This window comes from Microbispora oryzae, from assembly GCF_017896165.1.
Taxonomy (GTDB): domain Bacteria; phylum Actinomycetota; class Actinomycetes; order Streptosporangiales; family Streptosporangiaceae; genus Microbispora; species Microbispora oryzae.
Genome location: NZ_JAFCNB010000002.1, coordinates 401,788 through 427,300, shown reverse-complemented (window position 1 = coordinate 427,300; position 25,513 = coordinate 401,788). Strand labels below are relative to the sequence as shown.

Sequence of the window (25,513 nt, the reverse complement as noted above, 5' to 3'; positions counted from 1 at the left end):
GCCGCCCGTCACGCCGGGGCGTCGAGGCGGGCGATCAGCGCGGGATCGAGGTCGATCTCGGTGAGCAGCTCGTCGAGCTGGGCGATCGAGCTGACGCCCACGAGCGGCACGATGTCCTGGGCCTTCAGCCAGGCCAGCACCACCTGGTTGGGCGTGGCGCCGAGCTCGGCGGCCACCTCCCGTAGCACGGCGAGCCGCCGCGTCGTTCCCGGGTGGTCGTAGTGCTCCGGCAGGGGCTTGTGGGTGTACGCCCCCGCGAGCAGCGACGTGTAGACCCACAGGGTGAGGCCCTCGGACCTCACGTAGTCGAGCGTCTCCTCGCTCACCTGGACGTGGCCGCCCTCAGGCAGCCGCACCCACGGGCGCGGGCGCAGATAGGAGTGGCGCATCTGCACCAGCGTGTACGGCGTGAGGTCGTGGGCGGCGGCCAGCGCGCGGGCGCGCTCCAGCCGCCAGGTCGCGTGGTTGCTCGCGCCGAGTCGCTTGACCTTTCCGGCCGTGACCAGCTCGTCGAACGCGATCAGGGTCTCCAGGAGAGGAACCGACCGGTCCTCGAGGTGCGCCCAGTAGACGTCGACGTGGTCGACGCCGAGCCGCCGCAGACTGCCCTCCACGGCGCCGCGGACGGTTGCGGCGGACAGCCCCTCCGCCGAGTCGAGTGTGCGGTCGCCCGGCACGGTGGGGCGGCCGCCGACCTTGGTGCTGATGACCACCCGGTCGCGGTTGCCGCGCTTGGCGAGCCAGCGGCCGATCGTCGTCTCGCTCTCGTCGCCCGTCGTGCCGTCCTGCCAGAAGGGATAGTTGTCGGCTGTGTCGATGATCGTGCCACCGGAGTCCACGAACCGGTCGAGGATGGCGAATGACGTCGGCTCGTCCACGGTGGTCCCGAACGGGATCGTCCCCAAAGCGATTGCCATGCCCCCCAGCCTGGTCCCTGGAGTGCGCTCCACCTCAAGTCCCCGCTGTGACAGGATCGATGGTGTGACTGTGTACACGCCTGGACAGGTCGCCGAAGAGACGGGATTCAGCCTCGACACGCTGCGTTACTACGAGCGCATCGGCCTGCTGCGGCGGGTCCGCCGCAACGCCGCGGGTCAGCGGAGGTTCACCGAAGACGACGTGAGCTGGCTCGGCATGGTGCGGTGCCTGCGGGACACCGGCATGCCGATCGCGGAGATGCGGCGGTTCGCCGAGCTGGTGTGGCAGGACGAGCCGAACGTCAAGGACCGGATCGCCGTGCTGGAGAGACACGACCGCAAGGTCGAGGAGCAGATCGCCGAGTTGCGGCGCCAGCAGGACGTCATCAAGCGGAAGATCGCCTACTACCGGGGCGTCCTGGCCATCCCGGACGGGGTCACCGCCCAGGACCGCGAGTCGGCCTCCTGAGGTCGCCTGCCCGGTGCCCGCCCGCTACGCGGCGCTCGCCTTGGCCATCCTGAAGTAGAGCTTCGGGTCGCCGGTGCGCTGGAAGCCGTACCAGGCGTCCAGGGCCTCCGGCGTGTACAGCTCCAGCTCGGCGAAGATCTCGCGGGCGAACTCCAGCGAGCCGGTCGCGCCGGCGGTGACGAGCCCCCGGTCCCTGACCGCCGGCTCGTCCCGATAGCGGTCCGTGCCCGTGTAGGCCCGCGTCTTCGTCAGCGAGCTCAGCGCGTTGCTGGTGTGGTCGCGATCGTTGAGCAGGCCCTCGCGGGCGAGCGCGTAGGTGGCGCCGCAGATCGCGGCCACCGGCACGCCGGCGGACAGGAAGCTCCGCGCGGCGCGGGCGAACACGGCGTTGCCGCGCTGCCACTCCCCGGCGCCCGGCATGATCAGCATGGCGCTGTCCGCCGGGTCGAGGTCGTCCACGGTCAGGTCGGGCGTGACCCGCAGCCCGCCCAGGGTCGTGATGGGCGCCGCGGTCCCGGCGACCGTGCGGACCCGGTACGCCCCCGGCCTGCGCTGGAACCTGGGGTTGTTGATGTGGGCGACGGCGTGGCCGTACTCCCAGTCGGCCAGCGTCTCGTAGACGGCGAGGTGGACGGTCTTCACATCCATGGCCCGCAGTCTGGCACGCCCAGCCGTGTCTGGCAGCGGACTGCGGGGAAACGGCCGGTGCCGTAACCAGCGGCTAACTCGCGCTTCCTACCGTCCTGACGCACCCGGGTGCGCCCCGCGTGCCCGGATCTCGAGTCCGAGACAGGGATGGGAGCAAACGTGACCACGGTGCGTGCCCAGGAGGAGTCGCTCGACCGGGTCGCCGAGGCGGCCTCGAGGACTCCGGACGCCGTCGCGGTGCGCGACGGCGACAGGCGACTGACGTTCGCCGAACTCGACGCCACGGCCGACCGGCTGGCCCGCAGGCTGGCCGCGATCGGCGTCACCCCGGACAGCCGGATCGCCGTGCTGCTCGAACGGTCGGCCGACCACATGGTGGCGGTGCTGGCCGCGCTGCGGGCGGGCGCCGTCACGGCGCCGCTCGACCCGGCCGGCACACCGGAGACCACCGCCGCGAAGCTGGCCCGCGCCTCCGCGCGCACCGTGGTGACCCGCTCGGGTCTCGCCGGGATGCTGCCCGCCGGGCTGACCACGCTCCTGGTCGACGAGGACGGCCCCGAGGCGGAGGCCGAGCCGGCCAGGGGATCCCTGTTGCTCTTCACCGCGGGCTCGACCGCCGAGCCCGCGCCCGTCCTCGGCACCGCCGGGGCCCTCGACGCGATGATCGCCGGAGTCCGGGAGGCGTACGGCGTCACGGCGGGCGACCGGGCCGCGTGGCTGGCCACCCCCGGTTCTGCCGCGGGTCCCGCCGAGTGGCTGCCGTTCCTCGCCGCCGGAGCCGAGGTCGTGGTCGCGGGACCGGCGGCCGCCGCGTCGCCCGCCCGGCTGCGCGACTGGCTGCTCGCGGCGAAGGCCACCCACGCCGCCCTGGACGCCGAGCGGGCCGAGCGGCTGACCGCGCTGCGCTGGCCCGCGTCGGCCCCGCTGCGCACGCTGGCCGTCCGCGGCCGGCTCCGCCGGGCCGACGCAGTGCCGTCCTCCGCGTCGTCCTCTGCGTCGTCCTCCGTGCCCTTCTCCGTGGTCGCCGAGTACGGAACGGCGGAGACGACGGGGCCGGTCCTGATCGGCGGGCGGCCGATCCCGGGCGTCCGGGCGCACGTGCTCGACGAGGAGATGCGCCCCGCCGAGACCGGGGAGCTCTACGTCGCCGGGCCGGTGCTCGCCACCGTGTACGCCGGAGACCCGGCGCGCACCGCCGCCGCCTTCGTGCGCCACTCGCTGCCCGGCGAGCCCGCCCGGCTGCTGCACCGCACCGGCGACGTCGCCCGCCGGGCCGCGGACGGCACGGTCGAGGTGCTGGGCCGCGCGATCGACCGGCCGCTCGATCACCCCGGCCTGGAGGCCGACGTGCTGGGACAGCCCGGCGTGCGGGAGGTCGCGGTCGCCGGCGGTGTCTGCTTCGTGGTGGCCCAGAGCACCCCCCGGGTTCCTGAGGGGGTGCCGGTCGTGGAACTGCCCGAGCTGCCGAGACTGGCCGACGGCAGGCCCGACCGGCGCGCGCTGCTGGCGCTGGCGCCGAAGCCCGCCCCGGCCGGTCTTGTCGCCCACCCCGGGGACGCGCACCTGCCGTTCCCCCTCACCGACACCCAGCAGGCGTACTGGATCGGCCGGAGCGACGCCGTCGAGTTCGGCAACGTCGGCTGCCACGGCTACTGGGAGTGGGAGAGCGAGGGCCTCGACGTCGAGCGGTTCCGCCGGGCGTGGGCCGCCGTCGTGCGGCGGCACGACATGCTCCGGGCGGTCATCCTCCCGGACGGCACCCAGCGCGTGCTGACCGACCTGCCCGAGCACGAGATCCCGGTGCTCGACCTCAGGTCGCTGGCGCCGGAGGCGGCCGAGGAGGAGGCCGCGCGGCTGCGCGAGGAGCTCTCCCACAAGGTGCTGCCCGCCGACCAGTGGCCGCTGTGGGACGTGCGGCTGACCCTGCTGCCGGACGGCCGGGTGCGGCTGCACCTCGGCCTCGACCTGCTGATCATCGACGCGTGGAGCTACTTCCACATCCTGGTGCCCGACCTGGTCACCGCGTACGACGCCGACAGACCGGACGCCCTGGCCCCGCTCGACGTGACCTTCCGCGACTACGTGCTGGCCACCTCGGGTGACGCGCTGGAGGCGTCGGAGGACTACCAGCGGTCCAGGGCGTACTGGATGAAGCGGCTCGACGCGGGCCTGCCGTCCGCGCCGGACCTGCCGCGGGCGCCGGCCGGCACCGCGTCCACCGGACGGTTCACCCGCCGCCAGCACCGGCTGTCGGCCGAGGACTGGTCGCGGCTGCAGGCGCGCGGCACCGCCGCCTCCCTCACGCCGTCGGGCATCGTGGTGGCCGTCTTCGCCGAGGTGCTGCGCACCTGGAGCCGCAACGACACCTTCACGATCAACTTCCCGCTGTTCAACCGGCTGCCGCTGCACCCGGCGATCAACGATCTGATCGGCGACTTCACCACCACCTCCCTGCTCGCGGTGGAGAAGACCGACGGGACGTTCGAGGAGCGGGCCCGGTCGATCCAGGCGCAGCTGTGGACCGACCTGGAGCACCGCCACTTCGGCGGCGTGCGGGTGATGCGGGAGCTCGCCAGGCGCAGCGGCGGCGTCGTCCGGGCCGCGTTCCCCGTGGTGGTGACGAGCCTGCTCGGCCAGCCCGCGCGGCGTTTCCACACGTCGCTCGGCGCGGCCGTGCACACGAGCACCCAGACACCCCAGGTGACGATCGACTTCCAGGTGTCGGAGGTGGAGGGCCGGCTGGAGTTCAGCTGGGACAGTCTCGACGAGGTGTTCCCGCCCGGTATGGTCGAGGACATGTTCGGCTCCTACTGCGGGCTGCTCGAACGGCTGGCCGCCGACCCGTCCGCCTGGCGCGAGGAGTGGTTCAACCTGGTGCCGCGGCACCAGCTCGAACAGCGCGAGCGGGTCAACCGGACCGAGGCGGACATGCCGGAACTGCTGCTGCACACGCCCGTGGCGCGGCACGCGGCCATCCGCCCGGACGCCGTCGCCGTCGTGTCCGGAGACCGCAGGCTGACCTACGCCGAGCTGGACCGCCGGGTCAACCAGGTCGGCCGGGTGCTGCGCGAGGCCGGGGCGCGGCCCAACCGGCTGGTCGCCGTCGTGATGGAGAAAGGCTGGGAGCAGATCGTCGCGGCGCACGGCGTGCTGGCCGCGGGCGCGGCGTACCTGCCGATCGATCCGGGCGTCCCCTCGGGCAGGCTCCACGCGCTGCTGGAGGACGGCGAGGTCGAGCTGGTGCTCACCCAGAGCCGCGTCGACGGCCGCCTCGACTGGCCGGCCGGTCCGCGCCGCCTGCTCGTGGACCGCGACTTCGACACCGCGGACGGCTCCCCGCTCGACCCGGTGCAGCGGCCCACCGACCTGGCCTACGTCATCTACACCTCGGGCTCGACCGGCAAGCCCAAGGGCGTGATGGTCGACCACAAGGGCGCCGCCAACACCATCCTCGACATCAACGAGCGCTTCGACGTCGGCCCCGACGACCGCTGCATCGCCCTGTCGGGACTGCACTTCGACCTGTCGGTCTACGACACGTTCGGGATGGTGCACGCGGGCGGGACCGTCGTCATGCCGGAGCCGTACGACGTGCCCGACCCGGCCGCCTGGGCGGCCCTGGCGCGCGACGAGGGCGTCACCTTCTGGAACTCGGTGCCGGCGCTGATCGAGGTGCTGGTGAACCACCTGGAGGGCCTGCCGGACGCCGCGGACGTGCTGACGTCGCTGCGGCTGGCGATCCTCGCGGGCGACTGGATCCCGGTCACGCTGCCCGACCGCCTGCGGGCGCTGGCGCGGAACGTGCGCGTCATCGGCTCGGGCGGGCCCACCGAGACGTGTGTCTGGTCGGTCATCTATCCCATCGGGGAGGTCGACCCCGACTGGGCGAGCATCCCCTACGGCAGGCCGATGAGCAACCAGCGCTACCACGTGCTGGACGACAAGCTGCGGCCGCGGCCGGTGTGGGTGCCGGGGCAGATCCACATCGGCAGCCCGGTCGGGCTGGCCCACGGATACTGGCGCGACCCCGAGCGCACCGCGGCCAAGTTCTTCCCGATGCCCGGCACCGGCGAGCGGGTGTACGCGTCCGGCGACATGGGTCGTTACCTGCCGGACGGGAACATCGAGATCCTCGGCCGCGAGGACTTCCAGGTGAAGATCCAGGGCTACCGGATCGAGCTGGGCGAGATCGAGGCGGTGCTGGCCGATCACCCGTCGGTCGACCGGGCCGTCGTGGTCGCGGCGGGCGCCGTACGGCACTCGCGCCGCCTGGTCGCGTTCGTCACGGCGGCAGGCGGGGAAACACCCGACCCCGAGGAGCTCCAGCGGTTCGCCGCGGAGACGCTGCCCGCCTACATGGTGCCCGGCACCGTCGTGACGCTCGACGCGATGCCGCTCACCGGCAACGGGAAGGTCGACCGGCTGGCGCTCTCCGCCATGGCGGACGACGCGGGCAGCACCAAGACGACGGAGTTCGTGCCGCCGAGCACGCCGCTGGAGCACGCCGTGGCGTGGCTGTGGAGTGACCTGCTCGGCGTCGCCCAGATCGGCCGGGATGATCACTTCTTCCAGCTCGGCGGCGACTCGGTGAAGGCCACCGCGCTGGTCGGACGAGTGCGCGAGCTGTTCGGCGCCGAGCTGGGGCTGCGGACCGTCTTCGCCGCGCCGACGCTGGCGCAGATCTGCGCGGCGCTCGCGGACGACCCGGAGACCGGAGAGCAGACCCTCGCCGTGGCCGAGGCGCTGCAGGGCCTGACCGAGGACGACCTGGCCGTTCTCGCCGAACAGTAGAGACGAACAGCAGAGACGAACAGGAGGGGACGAGCTGCAGGGACCGGCTGCAGGGACGGACAGAAGGGAGAGCGGGCGAAGCACGAGCAGGCCCCCGCGCCCAGCCGGGCGCGGGGGCCTGCCGCGACGATCAGCGGTTCGTCATCGAGCTGGAATCGTCATCGAGGCGGAATCGTCATCCGGCCAGGTCGAAGCGGTCGAGCTCCATCACCTTGACCCACGCGGCGACGAAGTCGCGCACGAACTTCTCCTTGGCGTCGTCGCTCGCGTAGACCTCCGCGAGGGCGCGCAGCTCGGAGTGGGAGCCGAAGACGAGGTCGGCCCGGCTGCCGGTCCACTTGACCTCACCCGTGGCGGCGTCGCGGCCCTCGAAGGTGTTCGCGTCGCCGGAGGCCGACTTCCACGTCGTGCCCAGGTCGAGCAGGTTGACGAAGAAGTCGTTGGTCAGCGTTCCGGGGGTCGTGGTGAAGACGCCCAGGGGGGACCCCTGGTGGTTCGCACCGAGGACGCGCAGGCCGCCGACGAGGACCGTCATCTCGGGGGCGCTCAGGGTCAGCAGGTTCGCCCGGTCGAGCAGCAGATACTCGGCCGGCAGCCGGTTGCCCTTGCCGAGGTAGTTGCGGAACCCGTCGGCCGACGGCTCCAGCGCCGCGAACGACTCGACGTCGGTCTGGTCCTGCGAGGCGTCCACGCGGCCCGCGGTGAAGGGCACCTCGACGGCGAAACCGGCGTCCTTGGCGGCCTTCTCGACGGCCGCGGACCCGGCGAGCACGATCAGGTCGGCCAGCGAGACCTGCTTGCCGCCGGTCTGGGCGGCGTTGAACGCCTCCTGGATGCCCTCAAGGGTGCGCAGCACCGTCGCGAGCTGGTCGGGGTCGTTGACCTCCCACCCGCTCTGCGGCTCCAGGCGGACGCGGGCGCCGTTGGCGCCGCCGCGCTTGTCACTGCCGCGGAACGTCGAGGCCGACGCCCACGCCGTGGACACGAGCTGGGAGACCGACAGGCCCGAAGCGAGGATCCGCTCCTTCAGAGCGGCGACGTCGCCGGCGTCGACGAGCTCGTGCGTCACCGCGGGCAGCGGGTCCTGCCACAGCAGCGTCTCGGACGGGACCTCCGGGCCGAGGTAGCGGACGACCGGGCCCATGTCGCGGTGGGTCAGCTTGAACCACGCGCGGGCGAACGCGTCGGCGAACTCGTCGGGGTTCTCCAGGAAGCGCCGCGAGATCTGCTCGTAGACCGGGTCGACGCGGAGAGCCAGGTCGGTCGTCAGCATCGTCGGGGCGTGGCGCTTCGACGGGTCGTGGGCGTCGGGGACGGTGCCCTCGCCCGCACCGTCCTTCGGCTTCCACTGGTTGGCGCCCGCCGGGCTCTTGGTGAGCTCCCACTCGTAGGCGAAGAGGTTCTCGAAGAAGCCGTTGCCCCACTTGGTCGGGGTGGACGTCCAGATGCCCTCGAGACCACTGGTGATGGCGTCGGCTCCCTTGCCGGTGCCGAAGGTGTTCCGCCAGCCGAGGCCCTGCTCCTCGATGGTGGCGGCCTCGGGGGCGGGGCCGACGTTGTCCGCCGGGCCGGCGCCGTGGGTCTTGCCGAAGGTGTGGCCGCCCGCGATGAGGGCGACGGTCTCCTCGTCGTTCATCGCCATCCGGCCGAACGTCTCACGGATGTCGCGGGCCGCGGCGAGCGGGTCGGGGTTGCCGTTCGGGCCCTCGGGGTTGACGTAGATGAGGCCCATCTGGACCGCGGCGAGCGGGTTTTCGAGGTCGCGGTCGCCGGTGTAGCGCTCGTCGCCGAGCCAGGTGGACTCGGGGCCCCAGTAGACGTCCTCCTCGGCCTCCCAGACGTCGGCGCGGCCACCGGCGTAGCCGAACGTCGTGAAGCCCATCGTCTCCAGGGCGACGTTGCCGGCGAGGATCAGGAGGTCGGCCCAGGAGAGACTCTGGCCGTACTTCTTCTTGACCGGCCACAGCAGGCGGCGGGCCTTGTCGAGGTTTCCGTTGTCCGGCCAGCTGTTGAGCGGGGCGAACCGCTGCTGGCCGGCGCCGGCGCCGCCGCGGCCGTCACTGATGCGGTAGGTGCCCGCGCTGTGCCACGCCATCCGGATGATGAACGGGCCATAGTGGCCGAAGTCGGCCGGCCACCAGTCCTGCGAGGTGGTGAGCACCTCGGCGATGTCCCGCTTCACGGCCGGCAGGTCGAGGCTCTTGAACGCCTCGGCATAGTCGAAGTCCTCGCCGAGGGGGTTGGCCACGGCGGGGTTCTTGGCCAGGATCTTCAAGTTGAGCCGCTCCGGCCACCACTGGCGGTTGCCGCCGCCCTGGGTCGGGTGCGGGGCACGCCCGTGCGCGACCGGGCAGCCGGTCTCGCCCTCCGTCTTCGCGTCTACGACGATCGCGTCATTGTTCTCAGACATGGGATTCCTTCTGAAGTAGGCGGATCACGGGGGATTCATGAACTGCGCGCGGTGGAACAGGCGGGGCACAGGCCCCAGTAGATGACGTCGGCCTCCTCGATCGAGAAGCCGTGGTCGTCGGACGCGGTCAGGCAAGGAGCCTCACCCACCGCGCAGTCGACGTCGGCGACGACACCGCACGACCGGCACACGACGTGGTGGTGATTGTCCCCGACACGTCCCTCGAACCGGGCCGGGCTGCCGGCCGGTTCGATCCGGCGTACGAGCCCCGCCATGGTGAGCGCGTGGAGGGCCTCGTAGACGGCTTGGAGAGAGATGTGGCCAACCCGGTCGCGGACGCCGGCGGCCAGCGTCTCGACGTCGAGATGGTCGCCGTTCCTGACGGTTTCGAGCAGTGCGACGCGGGCGGCCGTCACCCGCAGGCCGGCACCGCGTAGTTCCTCGGCGGTGGTCGGGGTCGGGGAGGGGGTCATGCCGCCAAACCTACCGCCAAAAACACGACTAATCCAAGGGATTGAACGATACAAGTTTGGGTGCCATCTCATGCCTCCCCGGCATGGCGGCGCCCCGTCGATCCACGACACCCGGCGCGCCGGACCCGCCACCGACAGGCGGGTTACGGGGAAGGGTCGGCACGGCGAACGTCCGGAACGGCGAGGGCCCCCGGCCGGAGGTCGTGGTCTGTCGCCACGTCCGCCGCCGGGGGCCCTCGCCCGGAAGGCTCGTCGGCCTCACGTCGAATGAGGCCGGAGTGAGCGCGTCCTACATCTCGCCCCTCCGGTATCCCTCGCGGGTGACCAGATCGGCGAGCGCGGCCAGCTCCGCCGCGGGGGCGGGCGCGAGATCCGCCTCGGCCAGGCACCGCAGCGCCTGCTCGCGCTGCCAGCGGACGGCCTGCTCGGCCCAGCGGGGTCCGCCCGCCTTCTCGACCAGCCGGGCCGCCTCGGCCTTCTCCTCGGGGCTCAGCCGCTCGGGCCGGCCGAAGAGCTCGCCGAGCCGCCGGCCCGCGCGGGTGCAACTGCTCAGCGCGGCGGCCACCACCAGAGAACGCTTCCGCAGCGACCTCGCGCCCGACTCCCGCATGGCCCGCAGGTCGTCGACGAACTGGGCGGCGAGCCCGATGCGCCGCCCGAACTGCCGCAGCGCGGCGGTGGTGGCGGGATCGGCCCCGGCCGAAACCGCGCCGAGGGCGCACGCGCCGCCGTACAGCGCCCCGACCTTCCCCGACGACGCAGTCAGGCGCTCCTCGACCTCCGAGCCGCACGGCTGGAGGTCGAACCGTTCGTCGAACGCCAGGTCGGAGCCCTGCCAGGAGATCAGGTCGAGCATCGCCGCGCTGATCTCCGCGATGTGCGTGTGGCCGGTCAGCGATCCCATGCCGAGGACGAGCAGCGCGTCCCCGGCCAGGATCGCCTGAGACCGGCCGAACACGGCCCAGGTGGCCTGCCGGCCCCGCCGGGTGAGAGCGCACTCCATGACGTCGTCGTGGAGCAGCCAGGAATTGTGAACGAGGTCGATCGCGGCGGCCGGCGCGAGCGCCGACCGCGGGTCCGCTCCGAGGGCCTCGGCGCAGGTGAGCACGAGCGTGGAGCACATGTCTCCGCCCGTGTCCGCCATGACGGGCTCGCCGGTGGGTCCCCACCAGCCGAAGTGGAAGCCCGCCACCGTGCGCACCGGGTCGTCGAGCCGTTGTACGGCCTTGCGGAGCTCCGGTCCAACCAGCAGCCGAGCGCGGCGAAGCGCTTTTTCCGCTGCTTGTGCCACGTCTGCCACGTCCTTCGCGTCCGAGGTGGTCACCGCGTTCGCGACGTTCACTGCGGGAGTTCCGAGATCGACTGCGGATTCATCGATGATTGTCACTTCGACTACCCCCTTCTCACATCCGGCGTTGACGGTTGGGAAGTTCAGCCAGCCTGCTGGGCCCGCGGGCCCGGAACACCTCTCAACAAGAACAGGACCGCGACGGATCCGGCCAGTAGCGTCAGGGATCCGACTTCGAACGCGAGTGTGTAGCCCGACACGGCCGCCTCGGCGCCGCTCACGCCGGCGGCCGCCGACGAGGCCTGCTCCCGCAGCGCGATCGGCACGAAGACGGCGAGCCCCAGGGCGCCGCTGAGCTGCAGCAGCGTCGTGAGCACGCCGGACCCGAGGCCGGCGTCCGCCTGGGACACGTCGTGCATCGACGCCTGCTGCATGGCGGGGTTCGTCATGCCGAAGCCGACGGCGACGAGGACGGTCGCGGGCAGCAGATTCGCCCAGAATGAACCGTTCACGGGGAGCTGGGACAACAGGAACAGCCCGCCGGAGGCGACCAGCAGCCCGAGCGACATCGCGGGCCGCGGGCCGAACCGCATGATGATCTGCATCGAACCGAACAGGCCGCCCATGAAGGCCAGGCAGAACGGCACCCAGGCGACACCGCTCTCCAGCGGCGTGTAGCCCAGCACGTCCTGGACGTACAGGACGGTCATGAAGAACACCGCCGCCGAGACGCCGCCGATGACGGCCGTGACGCCGTTGGCGGTCAGGCGGACCCGGTTGCGGAAGAACCGCAGCGGCAGCAGCGGCTCGGCGACGCTCGACTCGACGATCAGCGCCACGGCCAGGGCGACCAGGCCGGCGGCCAGCGGGCCCCACACGCCCGCCGCGCTCCACGGCTGGTGGACGGCGGAGAGGAGGCCGTAGATGACGGCGAACAGGCCGCCGGTGATGAGCACCGCGCCGGCCCAGTCGATCCGCCGGCCGGTCGAGGGAGCCCGGCTCTCGTCGATGATCCTCGGCAGGGTCAGCAGCGGGATCACCGCCAGCGGAATGTTGATCAGGAAGATGAGACGCCAGGTCAGCAGGCCGGTGAACACGCCGGACAGCAGGACGCCCGCGCAGGCGCCGAGGCCCGACAGGCCCGCCCAGATGCCGAACGCCTTCGCCCGCTCCTTGTGGTCCTCGAACAGCAGGGCGACCATGGCGAGGCCGGCGGGGGCGGCCAGCGCCTCGGCCACGCCCTGGATCACGCGCCCGGTCAGCAGCATGCCGGGGCTCACCGAGAGGCCCGCGATGAGCGAGGCGACGGCGAAGGCGGCCGATCCGAGGCAGAAGACGCGGCGCCGCCCGATCCGGTCGGCCAGCCGCCCGCCGAGCAGCAGCAGGCCGCCCGCGGCGATCAGGTAGCAGTTGACGACCCAGATCAGCCCGTCGGCCGTGAAGCCGAGGTCCTTGCGGATCGACGGCAGGGCGACGTTAACGATGGTCGCGTCGACGTAAATGATGAACTGCACGAGTGCGAGGACGGCGAGGGCCTTCCAGCGGAGTGGATTGGCCCCGGTGCTCTCCGGCGCTCGGGTCTCTTTCGAGATGGTCATGAGGGTCACCTCCATCGGATGATGCGGGGTGGGAAACGGCGGCGGCCGTGAAACATACGGCGGCGGCCGTGCACCATTGCATCCGCCGACCTGGGCCCCGGTCCAACAACCCGGTTCCCTGATTGACAACGCATGGTTGTGGATCGGACGATTGGCGGCATGGACCTCGACATGGCGCTGGTCCGCGCGTTCGTCCTCTGCGCGGAGGAGCTCCATTTCGGGCACGCCGCCGAGCGGCTGTCCATCACCCAGCAGGCGCTGTCGAAGCGGATAACCAAGCTGGAGTCCGATCTCGGCCTCACCCTGTTCGACCGCTCGACCCGCAGCGTCGCCCTCACCGAATCGGGACAGCGTTTCCTGCCGCCCGCGCGGGAGGCGCTCGCCGCGGCCGACGCCGCCGTGGCCGCCGTCCAGGGCACCCCGCGGACCCTCCGCGTCGACGTCCTGCACGAACGCCTCGCGCCCGCGGTCATGGCGCGCAGGCTGGTGGAGAAGGATTCGGCGATAGCGGTCGAGCTCAGCTCCCGCCGCACGCTCACGCACGCGGTGCCCGCGCTGCTCCGCGGGGAGATCGACCTGACCTTCGGCCGGATCCACGGCCAGCAGCCCCGCGCGCTCACCCACCGGATCATCCGCCTGGAGCCGCTGCTGGTCGCCGTGGACGCCGACCACCCGCTCGCGGCGCTCGACGCCGTACGGCCCGCCGACCTCGCCGACTACGGACTGTGGACGCCGACGCCCGGCAGCGCGTCGGAGTGGAGCGGATTCGTCAGCCGCCTCGCGCAGACCTTCGGCTGTGTCCTGCGCTTCCCCAACGTGGACAACGTCACCGCCGAGGAGATCGTCGCCCGGTCGCGCGGCGCGGGCCCCGCCTTTCTCACCGGCACCGACGTGCAGAACCCGGTCGACCCGCGGGTGCGGGTGCTCGACCTGGTCGACCCGATGCCGGTCTACCCGTGGTCACTGGTCTGGCGGACCGCCGAACGGCATCCGCTGGTGGCCCACGCCGTCTCCGTGCTGACCGACCTGAGCGTCGCCGACGGCTGGTGCGACGCGCTGCGCCACCCGCACTGGCCGGAGGGTCTCGCCGCGTAACCGGTGTCCAACCCGGCCTCCCTACAGTCGCCGACCATGGCGACAGGTAGGCCCGCGCGCGTGCGCGAGCGGTGGCCGGAAGGAGATGGCTCCAGCATGGCGATTACCACCCCCGCCGAGAAGCTCGGCCCGCCCACCTCGGCGGGTCAGCGCCGGATGTGGCTGCTTCATCAGCTGGAGGCGGGGCGCACCGTGTACAACGTGGTGCTGCCCATCCGCCTGTGCGGCGAGCTCGACCGCTCGGCGCTGGCGGGTAGCCTCACCGACCTGGTGGCGCGGCACGAGATCCTGCGCACCACGTACAGGACGGCGAACGGCGAGCCGTTCGCCGTCGTCCGCACCCCGGAACCGGTCGCCCTCCCCGTGGCCGACCTGACCGGGCTCGACCGCTTCGCGCGGGCCCAGGCCGTGGAAGAGGCCTGCGCGGACCAGGAGAACGAGCCGTTCGACCTGGAGACCGGGCCGATCATCCGGGCCGAGCTGCTGCGGCTCGCCCACGACGAGCACGTCCTGCTGATCTGCGTGCACCACATCGCGATGGACGCGGCCTCGCGGCCCGTGCTGCTCGGAGAGCTCGCCGCCGGTTACAACGCGCGCCGCGCGGGCGGGGCCGCCGAGCTGCCCGGCCTGCCGGCGCAGTACGCGGACTACGCGGCGCGGCAGGTCGCCGAGCTGAGCGGCCCACGGCGGGACGAGCAGCTCGGCTACTGGCGGCGGCAGCTCGACCGGCTGCCGACGCTCGACCTGCCGACGGACCGGACCGCCCCCGAGGTGCCCTCCGGAGACGGCGGCTTCACCCGGGTGGACCTGGAGGACCACCTGCTGGAGTCGATGCGGGGCCTCGCCCGCGACGAGGGAGCGGAACCGGTGTCGGTGCTGGTGGCGGCCGTGCAGGCGCTGCTCTACCGCTACACCGGCCAAGAGGACTTCGCGGTCGGCACCACGCTCGACGGCCGCGACCGGCCCGAGCTGCGCGATCTGATCGGCTACTTCGCGAACACCGTGGTGCTGCGGGCCGACGTGTCCGGTGCGCCGACCTTCCGGGAGATGGTGCGCCGCGCCGACCGCACGCTGCGCGACGCCGTGACCAACTCCGGCATTCCCTTCGACACCCTGGTGCAGGAGCTGGCCCCGGAGCGCACCGCCGGCGGGCGGTCGCCGTTCTTCCGCGTCTACACCGGCGCCTACGACAGCTCGGAGGAGGCGCTGCGCTTCGACGGGCTGGAGGCCCGCGCCCTGCCGTCGGAGTTCTCCACGGCCCGGTTCGACCTGGGCCTGGTCCTCGACACCACCGCCGACGGCACGACCCTCGACTGCTCCTTCGACCTCGACCTGTTCGACGACGCGACCGCCGAGCGGCTGCTCGGCCACCTCCTGACGCTGCTGGAGTCGGGCCTGGAGCGGCCCGACGCCGCCGTGACCGGCCTGCGCATGCTCACCGGGCCGGAGCTGCACGACGTGCTGGTCACCTGGAACGACACGGCGGAGCCGTTCGACGAGGTCGTCTGCCTGCACCAGCTCTTCGAGGGCAACGCCCGCGCCCGGGGCGACCTCGTGGCGGTGGCGTGCGGCGCGGAGAGCCTGACGTACGCCGAGCTGGACGCCCGCGCGAACCGGCTGGCCCACCGGCTGCGGGCCCTCGGCGTCGGCCGCGACGTCCTGGTGGGCGTGTGCATGCCGCGCTCGGTCTGGCAGGCCGTCGCGGTGCTCGGCGTGCTCAAGGCGGGCGGCGCGTTCCTGCCCGTCGACCCCGACTACCCGGCCGACCGCGTCGAGTTCATGCTGAGCGACTCGGGCGCCTGGGGCGTGATCACGAGCACCCGGACGGAGACCGGGATCGACGCCCCCAACGTCCTGGTGGTCGACTCCGGCGACCTGGACGCCGAGCCCGCCGAGCCGGTGGAGACCGACGTCACCTCCGACGACCTGGCCTTCGTCATGTACACCTCGGGCTCGACCGGGCGGCCGAAGGGCATCGCGCTGCGCCACCAGGGGGCGGTGAACAACTACACCGACTTCAACCGCCGCTTCGAGGTCGGCCCCGGCGACAGCGTGCTCGGCGTCTCCTCCCCGAGCTTCGACATGTCGGTGTACGACATGCTGGGGCTGCTCGCCGCGGGCGGCACGCTCGTGCTGCCCGAGCCGGAGGCCGTCAAGGAGCCGGCCCGATGGGCCGAGCTCATGCACGAGCACCGCATCACGATCTGGCACTCGGCCCCGGCACTGCTGGAGCTGCTGGTCGAGAAGCTGGTCTCCGACGGCGCCACGCTGCCCCACCTGCGGCTGGCCCTGCTCAGCGGCGACTGGATCGCCGTGGGGCTGCCCGACCGCGTCCGCGCGCTCGCGCCCGTCCAGGTGATCGCGCTCGGCGGCGCCACCGAGGCGTCCATGGACTCGGTCATCTTCCCCATCGGCGAGGTCGACCCCGAGTGGAAGAGCATCCCGTACGGGGCTCCCATGGCCAACCAGACGACGTACGTGCTGGACCCGCACGGCTGGCCGCAGCCCGTCGGCATCCCCGGCGAGCTGTACATCGGCGGCGTCGGCCTGGCCCGCGGCTACGTCAACCGCCCGGAGCTGACCGCCGAGCGGTTCGTGACGCACACCTTCCCCGACGGCACCGCCGCACGGCTCTACCGCACCGGCGACCTGGCCAGATACCGCCCGGACGGCGTGGTCGAACTGCTCGGCCGGATGGACTTCCAGGTCAAGGTGCACGGCCTGCGGATCGAGCTGGGCGAGATCGAGGCGGCGCTGCGCAAGCACCCGGCGGTCACCGAGGCCGTCGTGGTCGCGCAGGGGGAGCGGGGCAACCACACGCTCGCCGGTTTCGTCACCGCCGAGCCGGGCGCCGACCGCGAGACGCTGGTGGGTGACCTGCGCGAGCACCTGCTCGCGGTGCTGCCCTCGCACATGGTCCCGGCCGTGCTCGAGGTCCTGGACGCCCTGCCGACCACGCCGAACGGCAAGGTGGACCGCAAGGCGCTGTCCGCCCGCGAGGTGGCCGGCGGCGGGGGCGGGCAGGGCCCGCGCAACCCCCTGGAGGCCCGCATCGCGTCCGTGTGGCGCGGTGTGCTCGGCACCGACGACATCGGCATCGACGACGACTTCTTCCGCATCGGCGGCGACTCGTTCGCGGCGGTGCGGGCGATGCTCGCCATCGACTCGTCCGTCCCGGTGATCGAGCTGTTCAAGAACCCGACGATCCGGGCGCTCGCCGTCCGGCTGCGTACGGCGGACACCGAGCCCCAGCGGCTGTTGCACGAGCTCACCCCGCGCGGCAGGCAGGCCCGCATCACCCTGGTCTGTCTCCCGTACGGCGGAGGGAACGCCATCGCGTACCAGCCGCTGGCCGACGCGCTGCCCGGCGACATGGCGCTGTGGGCGCTGAGCCAGCCGGGGTACGACCCGTCAGGCTCGTCCCGTGAGTTCCGGCCGTTCGAGGAGATCGTGCGTGGGGTGGCCGACGAGGTCGCCCAGCGGATCGAGGGGCCCGTACTGGTCTACGGCCACTGCGCGGGCACCGCGATGGCCGCGGCCCTGGCGCCGGAACTGGAGGCACGCGGGGTCGACCTGCGGGCGCTCTACCTGGCGGCGTCGCTGCCGGAGGCCGACCCGGCCGCGGCGCTGGCGATCGAACGGGCGACCGGCAACGAGGCGTGGGCGGAGCACCTGCGCAGCCTCGGCGGCCTGGACGGCGCCCTGGAGTGGGCGACGATCGACCACGTCATGGTGGCCGGCCGGCACGACCACGAGGGCGCCATGGAGTTCCACCTGCGCAGCCTGGAGCACCGGCCGGAGCCGATCCGTGCGCCGATCCGGTGCGTGTTCGGCGACGCCGACCCGGCGACGGAGGGCTGGGAACGGCGGTACACCGACTGGTCCAGGTTTGGCGAGGTGGAGTCCGCCGACGTCATCGAGGGCGGCCGGCACTACTTCGTCCGCGACCACGCCCCCCGGCTGGCCGAGCTCATCGCGGAGCGGCACGCTCCGGTGGAGGCGGCCAGGTGACGGCCCCCGCCCAGGTGGCCGGACAGCGAACCACGGTATGACGGGAGTCGTTACGATGCGCGTGCACAGGTGCTTCTCCGAGTGAGCGACCGGACCGAGGAGTGACATCCGTGGGAGCCCCCCGCACGCTGAGTCAGCGCGAGCTGACCGCCTCCCTGTTCACCCGGCAGCTGCTGCACCGCGACCAGGCCCTCACGGCCGAGGACGCGGTGCGGCGGCTCGCCGCACTTCAGGCGCAGTATTCGCCGTCGCCGCACATCGCGCTGCACGTACGCCTGCCCGAGTTCGACAAGAAGGACCTGGAGCGCGCGCTGGTCGACGGCGGCGTCGTCAAGTCGACCCTGATGCGCGGCACGCTCCACATCGTCGCGGCGGACGACTATCCCCACTTCGCCGCCGCCTGGCGGCGGCAGTGGCTGACCGAGATCCGCGGGCGGCACAAGAACGCGGGCGTGGACGAGGACGCCCTGCTGGGCAGCCTGGAGAAGTTCACCGCGGAGCCCCGTTCCGCGCAGGACCTCCGCGACCACGTGCACGACGTGACGGGCGGCGCGGTGCGCAAGGGCGACCTGGTGCACTACGCCCGCGCCCTGGTGCCGCTGGTGCACGTCGCCCCGTCGGGCCACTGGCGGGCGCACGGCAAGCCGTCCATGGTGCTCTGGCAGGGCGAGCTGGAGCCCGAGCCCGCGGCGACCGCCCGGCTGGTGAGCCGTTACCTCGCCGCCTTCGGCCCGGCCAGCCGCGCCGACATCGCCCAGTTCACCTACCTGCGGTACCGGCAGATCGATCCGGCCCTCGACGAGCTGGACACCGTCCGCTACACCGCCGAGGACGGCCGGGAGCTGGTCGACCTGGCGGACGCGCCGCTGCCGCCGCCGGACCTGCCGCTGCCCGTACGGTTCCTGCCCAAGTGGGACGCGGCGCTGCTGTCCCATGCCGACCGGACGAGGATCCTGCCGGAGGCCATCCACAAGGAGGTCTACAAGGCGATCAACGGCGAGTGCCTCGCGACGTACCTGATCGACGGGGTGGTCGCCGGCATCTGGGACCACAGCCGTACACGTGACGTGGCCACCCTGACCCTGCGCCCGCTGCGCCCGGCGGACGGCGGGGACGCCCTGATGGAGGAGGGTGAGCGCCTGCTGGCGTTCCTGGAGCCGGACGCGACGACACGGAAGGTCGAGATCGCCTCCTGACTCACGCGCGTCCCCTCGCCCGGGGCGCCTGGAAAATCGGATGCGAGGCGATCAGGCATGGGGTAGCTTCGGCGCCCATGGCCCCTCCTCGCATCCGTCCGCCCTTCGTGGCCGACGAACGCACCCAGCTCGTCGGCTGGCTCGACATGCAGCGCGCGATCGTCCACTGGAAATGCGAGGGGCTGTCCGACGAGGACGCGCATCGGCCGGTCCTGCCGTCCTCGCCTCTCATGACGATGGCGGGTGTCGTATCCCACCTCCGCTGGACCGAGAGCACATGGTTCGAGGTGCTCTTCTCCGGCCGCCCGGCTGACGGGCCCCAGTTCAGGGACGACCTCGAGGACGCCGACATGATGGTCGAAGGCGTCCCGCTGGCCCGGCTCCTCGACGAGTACGAACAGCAGTGCGCGGTGTCAAACAAGATCATCGCAGCCCATTCGCTCGACGAGGTGGGCCGGCACCCCGAGTTCCGTTCCGCGGCCGCCACTCTCCGCTGGATGGTGATCCACATGATCGAGGAGACCGCGCGCCACGCCGGTCACCTCGACGCCGTACGAGAGCTCCTCGACGGCCAGAAGGGCTATTACTGACCCGCGGTCCTTCCGTCCGCGGTCAGAGCAGCTCCGCCCACATGCGGCTGCGGCGCGCCCGGCGGGCAGCGACCGGCCTGGCCGGCGCGGGCTCCCGAGGCGGCGGGCCGGGCAGGTCCGCCACGCGCACGCCGGGATCGGCCGCGACCGCGGCGAGCAGCCGCTGGAACCCGTCCACCAGGCCGGCGGCCGTATCCGGATCGTAGAGCGCGGTGGCGTACTCCAGCCGCCCGCCGAGCCCGCCCGCGCCCGACTCCATGGTGAGCTCGGCGTCCATCCGGACCGTGCCGTTCGGGTGGGCGTCCGGGCGTAGCCGCAGATCGGGCGTCAGGTCGACGCCGTCGGCGCCCTGCGGCAGGTTGCCCAGGTTGAACAGCACTTGGAACAGCGGGTTGCGGCTCGGGTCGCGCCCCTCCGCCAGTTGCTCCACCATGCGGGCGAACGGCACGTCCTGGTCCTCCAGTGCGTCCAGCACCGACCCGTGCACGCGCGCCAGGACGTCCGCGAACGTCGCGTCCAAAGGCAGGTCCGCCCGTACGGGCAGGGTGTTCGCCAGCGGTCCCATGACGCCGTTCAGCTCGGGACGGCCGCGGCCGGCCAGCGGGACGCCCACGACGACCGACGGCGCGCCGCTCCACCGGGCGAGCAGCGCCTGGTAGGCCGCGAGCAGCACGCTGAAGAGCGTGACGCCGGAGCGGTCGGCCAGGGCGGTGAGGGCGGCGGCGACATCGTCAGGCACGGTGAAGTCCACCTGGGCGCCGGCGAAGGTCTGCGCGGCGGGCCGGGGCCGGTCGGTGGGGAAGGTGACGGACGGCGCGCCCTCCAGCCGTGTCCGCCAGCGGGCCAGCGGGGCGGCGTACTCGCCGGCGGCGAGCCGTTCGCGCTGCCAGGCCGCGACGTCGGCGTACCGGAGCTCCGGCGCCGGCCGCGTCTCGCCCTGATACCCGGCGCGCAGTTCGTCCAGGATCAGGCCGAACGACCAGCCGTCGAGGATGCAGTGGTGCGCCACCCAGACCAGCAGGTGCTCGACGGGGGAGAGCCGCAGCAGCGCGATCCGCGTCAGCGGGCCGGCGCCCAGGTCGAACGGCTCGCGGGCCAGCCGCAGCACGCGCTCCCGCACGGCCGCCTCATCCGGCAGATCCACGATCTCGACAGGCGGGAGCTCGACGTCGGGCACCTGGGTCAGCGCGCCGTCGCGCAGCACGAGCCGGGCGCGCAGCACGTCGTGGCGTGCGACGATCCCGTCGATCACGGACAGCAGCCGGGCCTCGTCGAGCGGCCCGCTCAGCCGGAACGAGAACGACACGTTGTACGACGGCTGGGCGGGGGCGAGCTGGTGCAGGAACCAGAGCTGCTCCTGGACGAACGACGCCGCCGCGGGGCCTCCGCCGCCGCGGGGCTCAAGTCGGGCGGCCGCGTCGGCGACCCCGGCGTTCCGCCGGAGTCTGCCCAGCAGACGCGCCCGTTCCGCGCCGGACAACCCGGCGAGCTTACGCAGGACCTCGGGGTCCACGGGATCGACCTCCTCACGGTGGCGCACCGGCAACACGCCGGCCATGCACCGGCACGACCGGCACCGCGACGTTAGGGAGACGCGGTTAGCGCCCGGTTACCCGGCTCCGCGGCCGGGTCCCGCGTTCACGACGGCGCGTACGGCCGTCCGCGACATGCCGGCCTTCCACTCAGGCGAGGCGCAGCGCGTGAACATCATGAATGCGCCTCGCTCAATCTTGGAGCCAGGCGCATCGACGCGGCTCTAAGCCAGAACCAGGTCCGTGCCGATGTCGACGAGTTGCACGGTGGACTCCTGGCGGGAGATGTGGATGGTCATCGTCCTCCCGTGCAGCTCCATGAGATCAAGGAGTAGTCCCAGGTGAGAGCTGTCGGTGACCCTGCAGTCATCCTCGTCCAGGGACACCGGGTCCTTCGTCGCCGCTCCCTGCCGGATCTGAGCGATCGCTATCTGCCACGGTCCGCCGACGGTATCCATGGTGGGCACGATGACGTGTACGGCGCCACCGAGCCGCGCTACCTTCGCCAGCACTTGCTGGAGCGTGTCGTCGCGGAACGCCACCAGGACCGGCGACTCCGCCTCAGGCGGGAAGGAAGCCGGAGTTCCCCAAAGAATGCCGTCGTCGGCGGCGATCTGGGCTGACTGGTACTTGTCCATGTACGGTTCGGAACCCCAAGCGGCGCCGGAGGATCAGGGGCGGCCAACGCGTAGTGGCGGCTGAGCAGGGCTATAGGGTAACCGCCGATGACCTGGGATGTTGGTGGTTTCGGCGGCCCTGATGTGCTAAGTCTCCGGCAGGTCGACATGGGATGCGATGCCGGTCCAAGGACGCCGTTTTCTGATAAGCAATCAAATTCGCTTAAATCGCGGTGCAGGGCCTGTCGTCGCCGGTCGCGACGGCGCGTAACCCGTCTTAAACCCACCGCATAACCCGTCCTGAACTCGGCGCTCCTAGCCTCCGGCACACTGACGCACGCCGATCTCTGGAGCGACCGATGGCAGTTACGGCGACATGCTCGCCCACCGACGCGCGCCGTTTCCGGTCGGACTACACGTCCTTCCGGGACCGCTACTTCTCCGGCGCGCTGACCGAGGCAGACTGGACGGACTGGTACGCGGAGAGACTGCCCGCGGTGCTGCGGCACGTCACCGAGCGGTCTCCGTTCTACCGGCGGCACCTGGCCGGCGTGGACGTCGCCGCGGTGACGCCGGCCGGTCTGGCCGAGCTCCCGTTCACCACCAAGGCCGACCTGCGGCGCGAGATGCACGCGGTCCTCAGCGGCACCCCGGCCGAGGCGGCGGTCTACTACGAGACGACCGGGACGACCGGGCCGTCGACCCCCTGCCCGCGCGGCCCCCTGGACATGTTCGCCAGCGACGCCCACGTGGAGGAGTCGTGGCGGCGGCTGTTCCGCGCCCGCTTCGGCGACCGCATGCCCGTCATCGGCCTCATGGGGCCGTGCGAGCTCTACGCGTTCGGCGACACCTTCGGCGACGCGGCGCGCAGGCTCGACGCGTGCCACGTGAAGATCTGGCCGGAGTCGCCGCGGGTCGGGTTCGCGAAGGCGCTGCGGCTCATGCGCGACCTGGACGTCGAGGTCGTCGTGTGCGCGCCCGCGCTGTGCCTGAGCCTCGCGAAGGCCGCGCGCTTCCACGGGTACGACATCGAGCGCGACCTCAAGGTCAAGCTCTTCCTCGTCCTCGGCGAGATCTGCACCCCGGCGTTCGCGGCGAACGTCCGGTCGATCTGGGACGCCGACGCCCTGCCCACCCTGTACGGCTCGCAGGAGGCGATGGCCATCGCCACCGGCTGCACGTACGGCAACCTGCACCTGTCCCGGCCCAACTACATCGCCGAGGTGCTCGACCCGGCCACGGGGGAGGTGCTCGGCGACCGCGGCGAGGGCGAGCTCTGCCTCACCATGCTGGTCCCCGGCATCAAGCCGCTCATCCGCTACCGGACCGGCGACATGGTGTCCCTCGACCGGCGCGGCTGCCCCTGCGGTCACCCCGGACCCGTGATCGACGTGGTGGGCCGGGTCGCCGACCAGGTCGTCATCGGGGGCGCCGGCTTCCGCGCCGACGACATCGAGATCGCCGTGCTCGACGGCGTCCGCGGCGCCCTGGGCTACCAGGTCGTCGTCGACGACGGGCCCGACGGCCGCGAGCGCCTCACCGTCCACCTCGACCTGCTGACCGACATCGCCGGCGACTCGGCCGCGGTGGCGCGCGGCGTGGCCGCCCGGGTGCGGGAGCGCTTCGGCGTCGAGGCGGACGTACGGATCACCGACGAGCTCGACCCGATCACCAACACCGGGTCGTTCGTCAGCTGGAAGGCCGCCCGGATGCTGGACAACCGGGCCGGCGCGGACAACGCCCACCGGGCCGCCGCGCGGGAAGCCGCCGGGCGGCAGGTGATCACGAGTTGAGCCGGGGGACGACGATGACGCACACCGCCGTCCGGACGTCGCTGCGCGTCCGGACCCGCACCTGGCCGGCCGGCCCGGCCGACCCGCTGACGATCTACACCGCGCTGGCCGACCGGTTCGGCCCGAGCGACGTCTACCTGCTGGAGTCGGTGACGGGACCCGAGGTGGACACCCGGGAGTCGTACGTCGGTTTCCGCGAGCTGCTGTCCGTCTCCGTGACGCGGGGCGTCGTGCGCGTCACCGGCCTGCCCGCGCTGGTGTCCGAGGTGCGCCGCCGCACGGACGGCCTGCTCGACGGCACGGGCGGCGAGCTCACCCTGCCCGACCCGCGCGGGCTGTGGGACGTGCTGCGGGCCGTCCACGCCTGCTTCGACGCCCCGGGATCGCGGTCGACGTTCCGCTTCGGCTTCCTCGCGTTCTTCGGGTACGACACCGCCCGCTACATCGAGGACCTGCCGTTCCTCATCGAGCAGGAGGCCGATCTCCCCGACGTCGCCCTGGTGCTCCACCAGGGGCACGTCCGCATCGGGGCGGGCGGGGACGCCGAACTCGTGCTGCACGAGTGCGACGCGTGGCCGGCGCTGGACGCCGCAGACCTGCTGCCGCTGCCCGCCCCGGCGCCCGCGCCGGGGGAGCAGGTGCCGGCGAGCCGGGCGACGGACGTCTCCGACAGCACCACCCCGGATCTCTACCACGACAGTGTCGGGCGGTGCCTTGAGCACATCGCGGCCGGCGACATCTACCAGGTCCAGATCGGCCACGAGTTCGCCATGCGCAGCGCGGCCGGCCCGGTCGACGTCTATCGCAGGCTGCGGGCGCGCAACCCGTCGCCGTACATGTATCTGGCTCCGCTGGCCGGGCACACGGTGGTCGGCGCGAGCCCCGAGCTGTTCGCCAGGGTGGAGGACGGGCTGGTCACGATGCGCCCGATCGCGGGGACGCTGCCCTGCGGGCCGGGTGACGAGCCGGACCCGGCCGCCGTGCGCAGGCTCCGGCAGGACCCCAAGGAGATCGCCGAGCACGTCATGCTCGTCGACCTGTGCCGCAACGACATCGGCCGGATCTGCGCGCCGGGGACGCTCGACGTGCCGCACATGCTCGTCGTCGAGCGGTACGCGCGGCTGCTCCACCTGGTCTCCACGGTGACCGGACGGCTCGACGCGGGCCTGGACGGCTACGACGTCGTCGCCGCGCTGTTCCCGTCCGGCACCATGACCGGCGCCCCGAAGGTCCGGGCCATGGAGATCATCGAGTCCGTCGAGAGCAGTCGCCGCGGCATCTACGCGGGGGCCCTCGGCCTGGTCGACGTCGGCGGCTTCGTCAACCTCGCCCTGTGCATCCGCACCCTCGTGCACGGCGACGGCGTCTACCGCGCCCGGGCGTCCGCGGGGGTCGTGGCCGACTCGACGCCGCAACGCGAGTGGAACGAGACCATCGCCAAGCTGGGCGCGGCCCACTGGGCGGTCACCGGAGAGGAGCCCCGCGCGTGAGAGTTCTCATCGTCGACGCGTTCGACAGCTTCGTGCACATCATCCGGCAGTACATGCACAGCGCCGGCGCGGACCCGATCGTGGTGCGCTCGAACGAGCTGAGCCACGCCGACGTGGTCGCGATGGACCCGGACGCGCTGGTGCTCGGCCCCGGCCCCGGTCACCCCCTGGTCTCCGGGCACGTCGAGCTGGTCCACGAGTTCGGCCATCGGCTGCCCATGCTGGGCGTGTGCCTCGGCCACCAGGCGATCGGCGCCGCGTTCGGCGGCCGCGTGGTCCGCGCGGACCACCTGATGCACGGCAAGACCAGCAAGGTGCTGCACGACGGCGAGGGACTCTTCGCGGGCATGCCGGAGCCGTTCGAGGCCACCCGCTACCACTCCCTGGTCGTGGCCGAGGACAGCGTGCCGGCCGACCTCGTCGTGACGGCCCGCTCGGCCGACGACGGGTACGTGATGGGGCTGCGGCACCGGACGCTGCCGATCGAGTCGGTGCAGTTCCATCCCGAGAGCATCTGCACCGTCGACGGACTGCGGCTGTTCTCCAACTTCGTGGGCATCGCCGCCCGCAAACCGATGACCATCCGCTGAGGCAC

At 72.4% G+C, this 25,513-nt stretch carries 17 protein-coding genes; 9 read left to right on the top strand and 8 right to left on the bottom strand.

Annotated features, from left to right (window positions below):
- Positions 1-8: 8 nt before the first annotated feature.
- Positions 9-917, bottom strand: coding sequence for an aldo/keto reductase (locus tag JOL79_RS05450; protein ID WP_210154532.1), 909 nt, complete (start codon positions 915-917; stop codon positions 9-11).
- 64 nt (positions 918-981) lie between these two features.
- On the opposite strand from JOL79_RS05450, the gene JOL79_RS05445 reads away from it, so the two are divergent.
- Positions 982-1,386 (top strand): MerR family transcriptional regulator, encoded by a 405-nt coding sequence (locus JOL79_RS05445; protein ID WP_307848332.1) that lies wholly within the window; start codon positions 982-984, stop codon positions 1,384-1,386.
- Positions 1,387-1,410: 24 nt separating this feature from the next.
- Here the strand turns inward: JOL79_RS05445 and JOL79_RS05440 are convergent, their stop codons facing one another.
- Positions 1,411-2,034 (bottom strand): DJ-1/PfpI family protein, encoded by a 624-nt coding sequence (locus JOL79_RS05440; RefSeq protein ID WP_210154530.1) that lies wholly within the window; start codon positions 2,032-2,034, stop codon positions 1,411-1,413.
- Between the two features lie 159 nt (positions 2,035-2,193).
- On the opposite strand from JOL79_RS05440, the gene JOL79_RS05435 reads away from it, so the two are divergent.
- Positions 2,194-6,825, top strand: coding sequence for a non-ribosomal peptide synthetase (locus tag JOL79_RS05435; RefSeq protein WP_210154529.1), 4,632 nt, complete (start codon positions 2,194-2,196; stop codon positions 6,823-6,825).
- A 175-nt stretch (positions 6,826-7,000) separates the two neighbouring features.
- On the opposite strand, the gene katG is transcribed toward JOL79_RS05435, so the two are convergent.
- The 4 genes from katG to JOL79_RS05415 all read right to left on the bottom strand — a co-directional run bounded on the left by katG (position 7,001) and on the right by JOL79_RS05415 (position 12,594).
- Positions 7,001-9,235 (bottom strand): catalase/peroxidase HPI, encoded by a 2,235-nt coding sequence (gene katG, locus JOL79_RS05430; protein WP_210154528.1) that lies wholly within the window; start codon positions 9,233-9,235, stop codon positions 7,001-7,003.
- A gap of 35 nt (positions 9,236-9,270) precedes the next feature.
- Positions 9,271-9,708 (bottom strand): Fur family transcriptional regulator, encoded by a 438-nt coding sequence (locus tag JOL79_RS05425; protein WP_210154527.1) that lies wholly within the window; start codon positions 9,706-9,708, stop codon positions 9,271-9,273.
- Positions 9,709-9,997: 289 nt separating this feature from the next.
- A complete protein-coding gene (locus tag JOL79_RS33780; protein ID WP_210154526.1) occupies positions 9,998-11,050 on the bottom strand; it encodes a polyprenyl synthetase family protein in 1,053 nt (350 codons plus the stop codon).
- 89 nt (positions 11,051-11,139) lie between these two features.
- On the bottom strand, positions 11,140-12,594 hold the full coding sequence (locus JOL79_RS05415; RefSeq protein WP_210154525.1) for an MFS transporter: 1,455 nt from the start codon (positions 12,592-12,594) through the stop codon (positions 11,140-11,142).
- A 159-nt stretch (positions 12,595-12,753) separates the two neighbouring features.
- On the opposite strand from JOL79_RS05415, the gene JOL79_RS05410 reads away from it, so the two are divergent.
- From JOL79_RS05410 to JOL79_RS05395, 4 genes are all read left to right on the top strand, one after another.
- Complete coding sequence (locus JOL79_RS05410) at positions 12,754-13,689, top strand: LysR family transcriptional regulator (RefSeq protein ID WP_210154524.1); 936 nt, start codon at positions 12,754-12,756, stop codon at positions 13,687-13,689.
- 96 nt (positions 13,690-13,785) lie between these two features.
- On the top strand, positions 13,786-17,700 hold the full coding sequence (locus tag JOL79_RS05405) for a non-ribosomal peptide synthetase (protein WP_210154523.1): 3,915 nt from the start codon (positions 13,786-13,788) through the stop codon (positions 17,698-17,700).
- Between the two features lie 110 nt (positions 17,701-17,810).
- Positions 17,811-18,896 (top strand): winged helix DNA-binding domain-containing protein, encoded by a 1,086-nt coding sequence (locus JOL79_RS05400; protein WP_210154522.1) that lies wholly within the window; start codon positions 17,811-17,813, stop codon positions 18,894-18,896.
- A 77-nt stretch (positions 18,897-18,973) separates the two neighbouring features.
- Positions 18,974-19,486: a DinB family protein gene (locus JOL79_RS05395; RefSeq protein WP_210154521.1), complete on the top strand. Its 513-nt coding sequence runs from the start codon at positions 18,974-18,976 to the stop codon at positions 19,484-19,486.
- A 22-nt stretch (positions 19,487-19,508) separates the two neighbouring features.
- Here the strand turns inward: JOL79_RS05395 and JOL79_RS05390 are convergent, their stop codons facing one another.
- Together JOL79_RS05390 and JOL79_RS05385 are read right to left on the bottom strand one after the other, a co-directional pair.
- Entirely contained in the window at positions 19,509-20,999 is a 1,491-nt protein-coding gene (locus JOL79_RS05390) for a condensation domain-containing protein (protein WP_210154520.1), read from the bottom strand.
- Positions 21,000-21,242: 243 nt separating this feature from the next.
- The gene (locus JOL79_RS05385; protein WP_210154519.1) at positions 21,243-21,656 is read right to left on the bottom strand and encodes a hypothetical protein; all 414 of its coding nucleotides are present in this window, start codon (positions 21,654-21,656) and stop codon (positions 21,243-21,245) included.
- Between the two features lie 338 nt (positions 21,657-21,994).
- Here JOL79_RS05385 and JOL79_RS05380 point away from each other — a divergent pair, with 338 nt between their 5' ends.
- Genes JOL79_RS05380 through JOL79_RS05370 form a run of 3 tightly spaced genes read left to right on the top strand, consistent with a single transcriptional unit; the run spans position 21,995 to position 25,508 of the window.
- Positions 21,995-23,428: a phenylacetate--CoA ligase family protein gene (locus tag JOL79_RS05380; RefSeq protein ID WP_210154518.1), complete on the top strand. Its 1,434-nt coding sequence runs from the start codon at positions 21,995-21,997 to the stop codon at positions 23,426-23,428.
- Positions 23,429-23,442: 14 nt separating this feature from the next.
- On the top strand, positions 23,443-24,918 hold the full coding sequence (locus JOL79_RS05375) for an anthranilate synthase component I family protein (protein ID WP_210154517.1): 1,476 nt from the start codon (positions 23,443-23,445) through the stop codon (positions 24,916-24,918).
- Positions 24,915-25,508: an anthranilate synthase component II gene (locus JOL79_RS05370; protein ID WP_210154516.1), complete on the top strand. Its 594-nt coding sequence runs from the start codon at positions 24,915-24,917 to the stop codon at positions 25,506-25,508. The genes JOL79_RS05375 and JOL79_RS05370 overlap by 4 nt, the downstream gene beginning before the upstream one ends.
- Positions 25,509-25,513: the final 5 nt, after the last annotated feature.

What these genes read in the sequence shown, in the direction of transcription:
- JOL79_RS05450 (WP_210154532.1), bottom strand. Translation starts at nt 917, where the DNA reads ATGGCAATCGCTTTGGGGACGATCCCGTTCGGGACCACCGTGGACGAG.
- JOL79_RS05440 (WP_210154530.1), bottom strand. Translation starts at nt 2,034, where the DNA reads ATGGATGTGAAGACCGTCCACCTCGCCGTCTACGAGACGCTGGCCGAC.
- katG (WP_210154528.1), bottom strand. Translation starts at nt 9,235, where the DNA reads ATGTCTGAGAACAATGACGCGATCGTCGTAGACGCGAAGACGGAGGGC.
- JOL79_RS05425 (WP_210154527.1), bottom strand. Translation starts at nt 9,708, where the DNA reads ATGACCCCCTCCCCGACCCCGACCACCGCCGAGGAACTACGCGGTGCC.
- JOL79_RS05415 (WP_210154525.1), bottom strand. Translation starts at nt 12,594, where the DNA reads ATGACCATCTCGAAAGAGACCCGAGCGCCGGAGAGCACCGGGGCCAAT.
- JOL79_RS05410 (WP_210154524.1), top strand. Translation starts at nt 12,754, where the DNA reads ATGGACCTCGACATGGCGCTGGTCCGCGCGTTCGTCCTCTGCGCGGAG.
- JOL79_RS05405 (WP_210154523.1), top strand. Translation starts at nt 13,786, where the DNA reads ATGGCGATTACCACCCCCGCCGAGAAGCTCGGCCCGCCCACCTCGGCG.
- JOL79_RS05395 (WP_210154521.1), top strand. Translation starts at nt 18,974, where the DNA reads ATGGCCCCTCCTCGCATCCGTCCGCCCTTCGTGGCCGACGAACGCACC.
- JOL79_RS05385 (WP_210154519.1), bottom strand. Translation starts at nt 21,656, where the DNA reads ATGGACAAGTACCAGTCAGCCCAGATCGCCGCCGACGACGGCATTCTT.
- JOL79_RS05380 (WP_210154518.1), top strand. Translation starts at nt 21,995, where the DNA reads ATGGCAGTTACGGCGACATGCTCGCCCACCGACGCGCGCCGTTTCCGG.
- JOL79_RS05375 (WP_210154517.1), top strand. Translation starts at nt 23,443, where the DNA reads ATGACGCACACCGCCGTCCGGACGTCGCTGCGCGTCCGGACCCGCACC.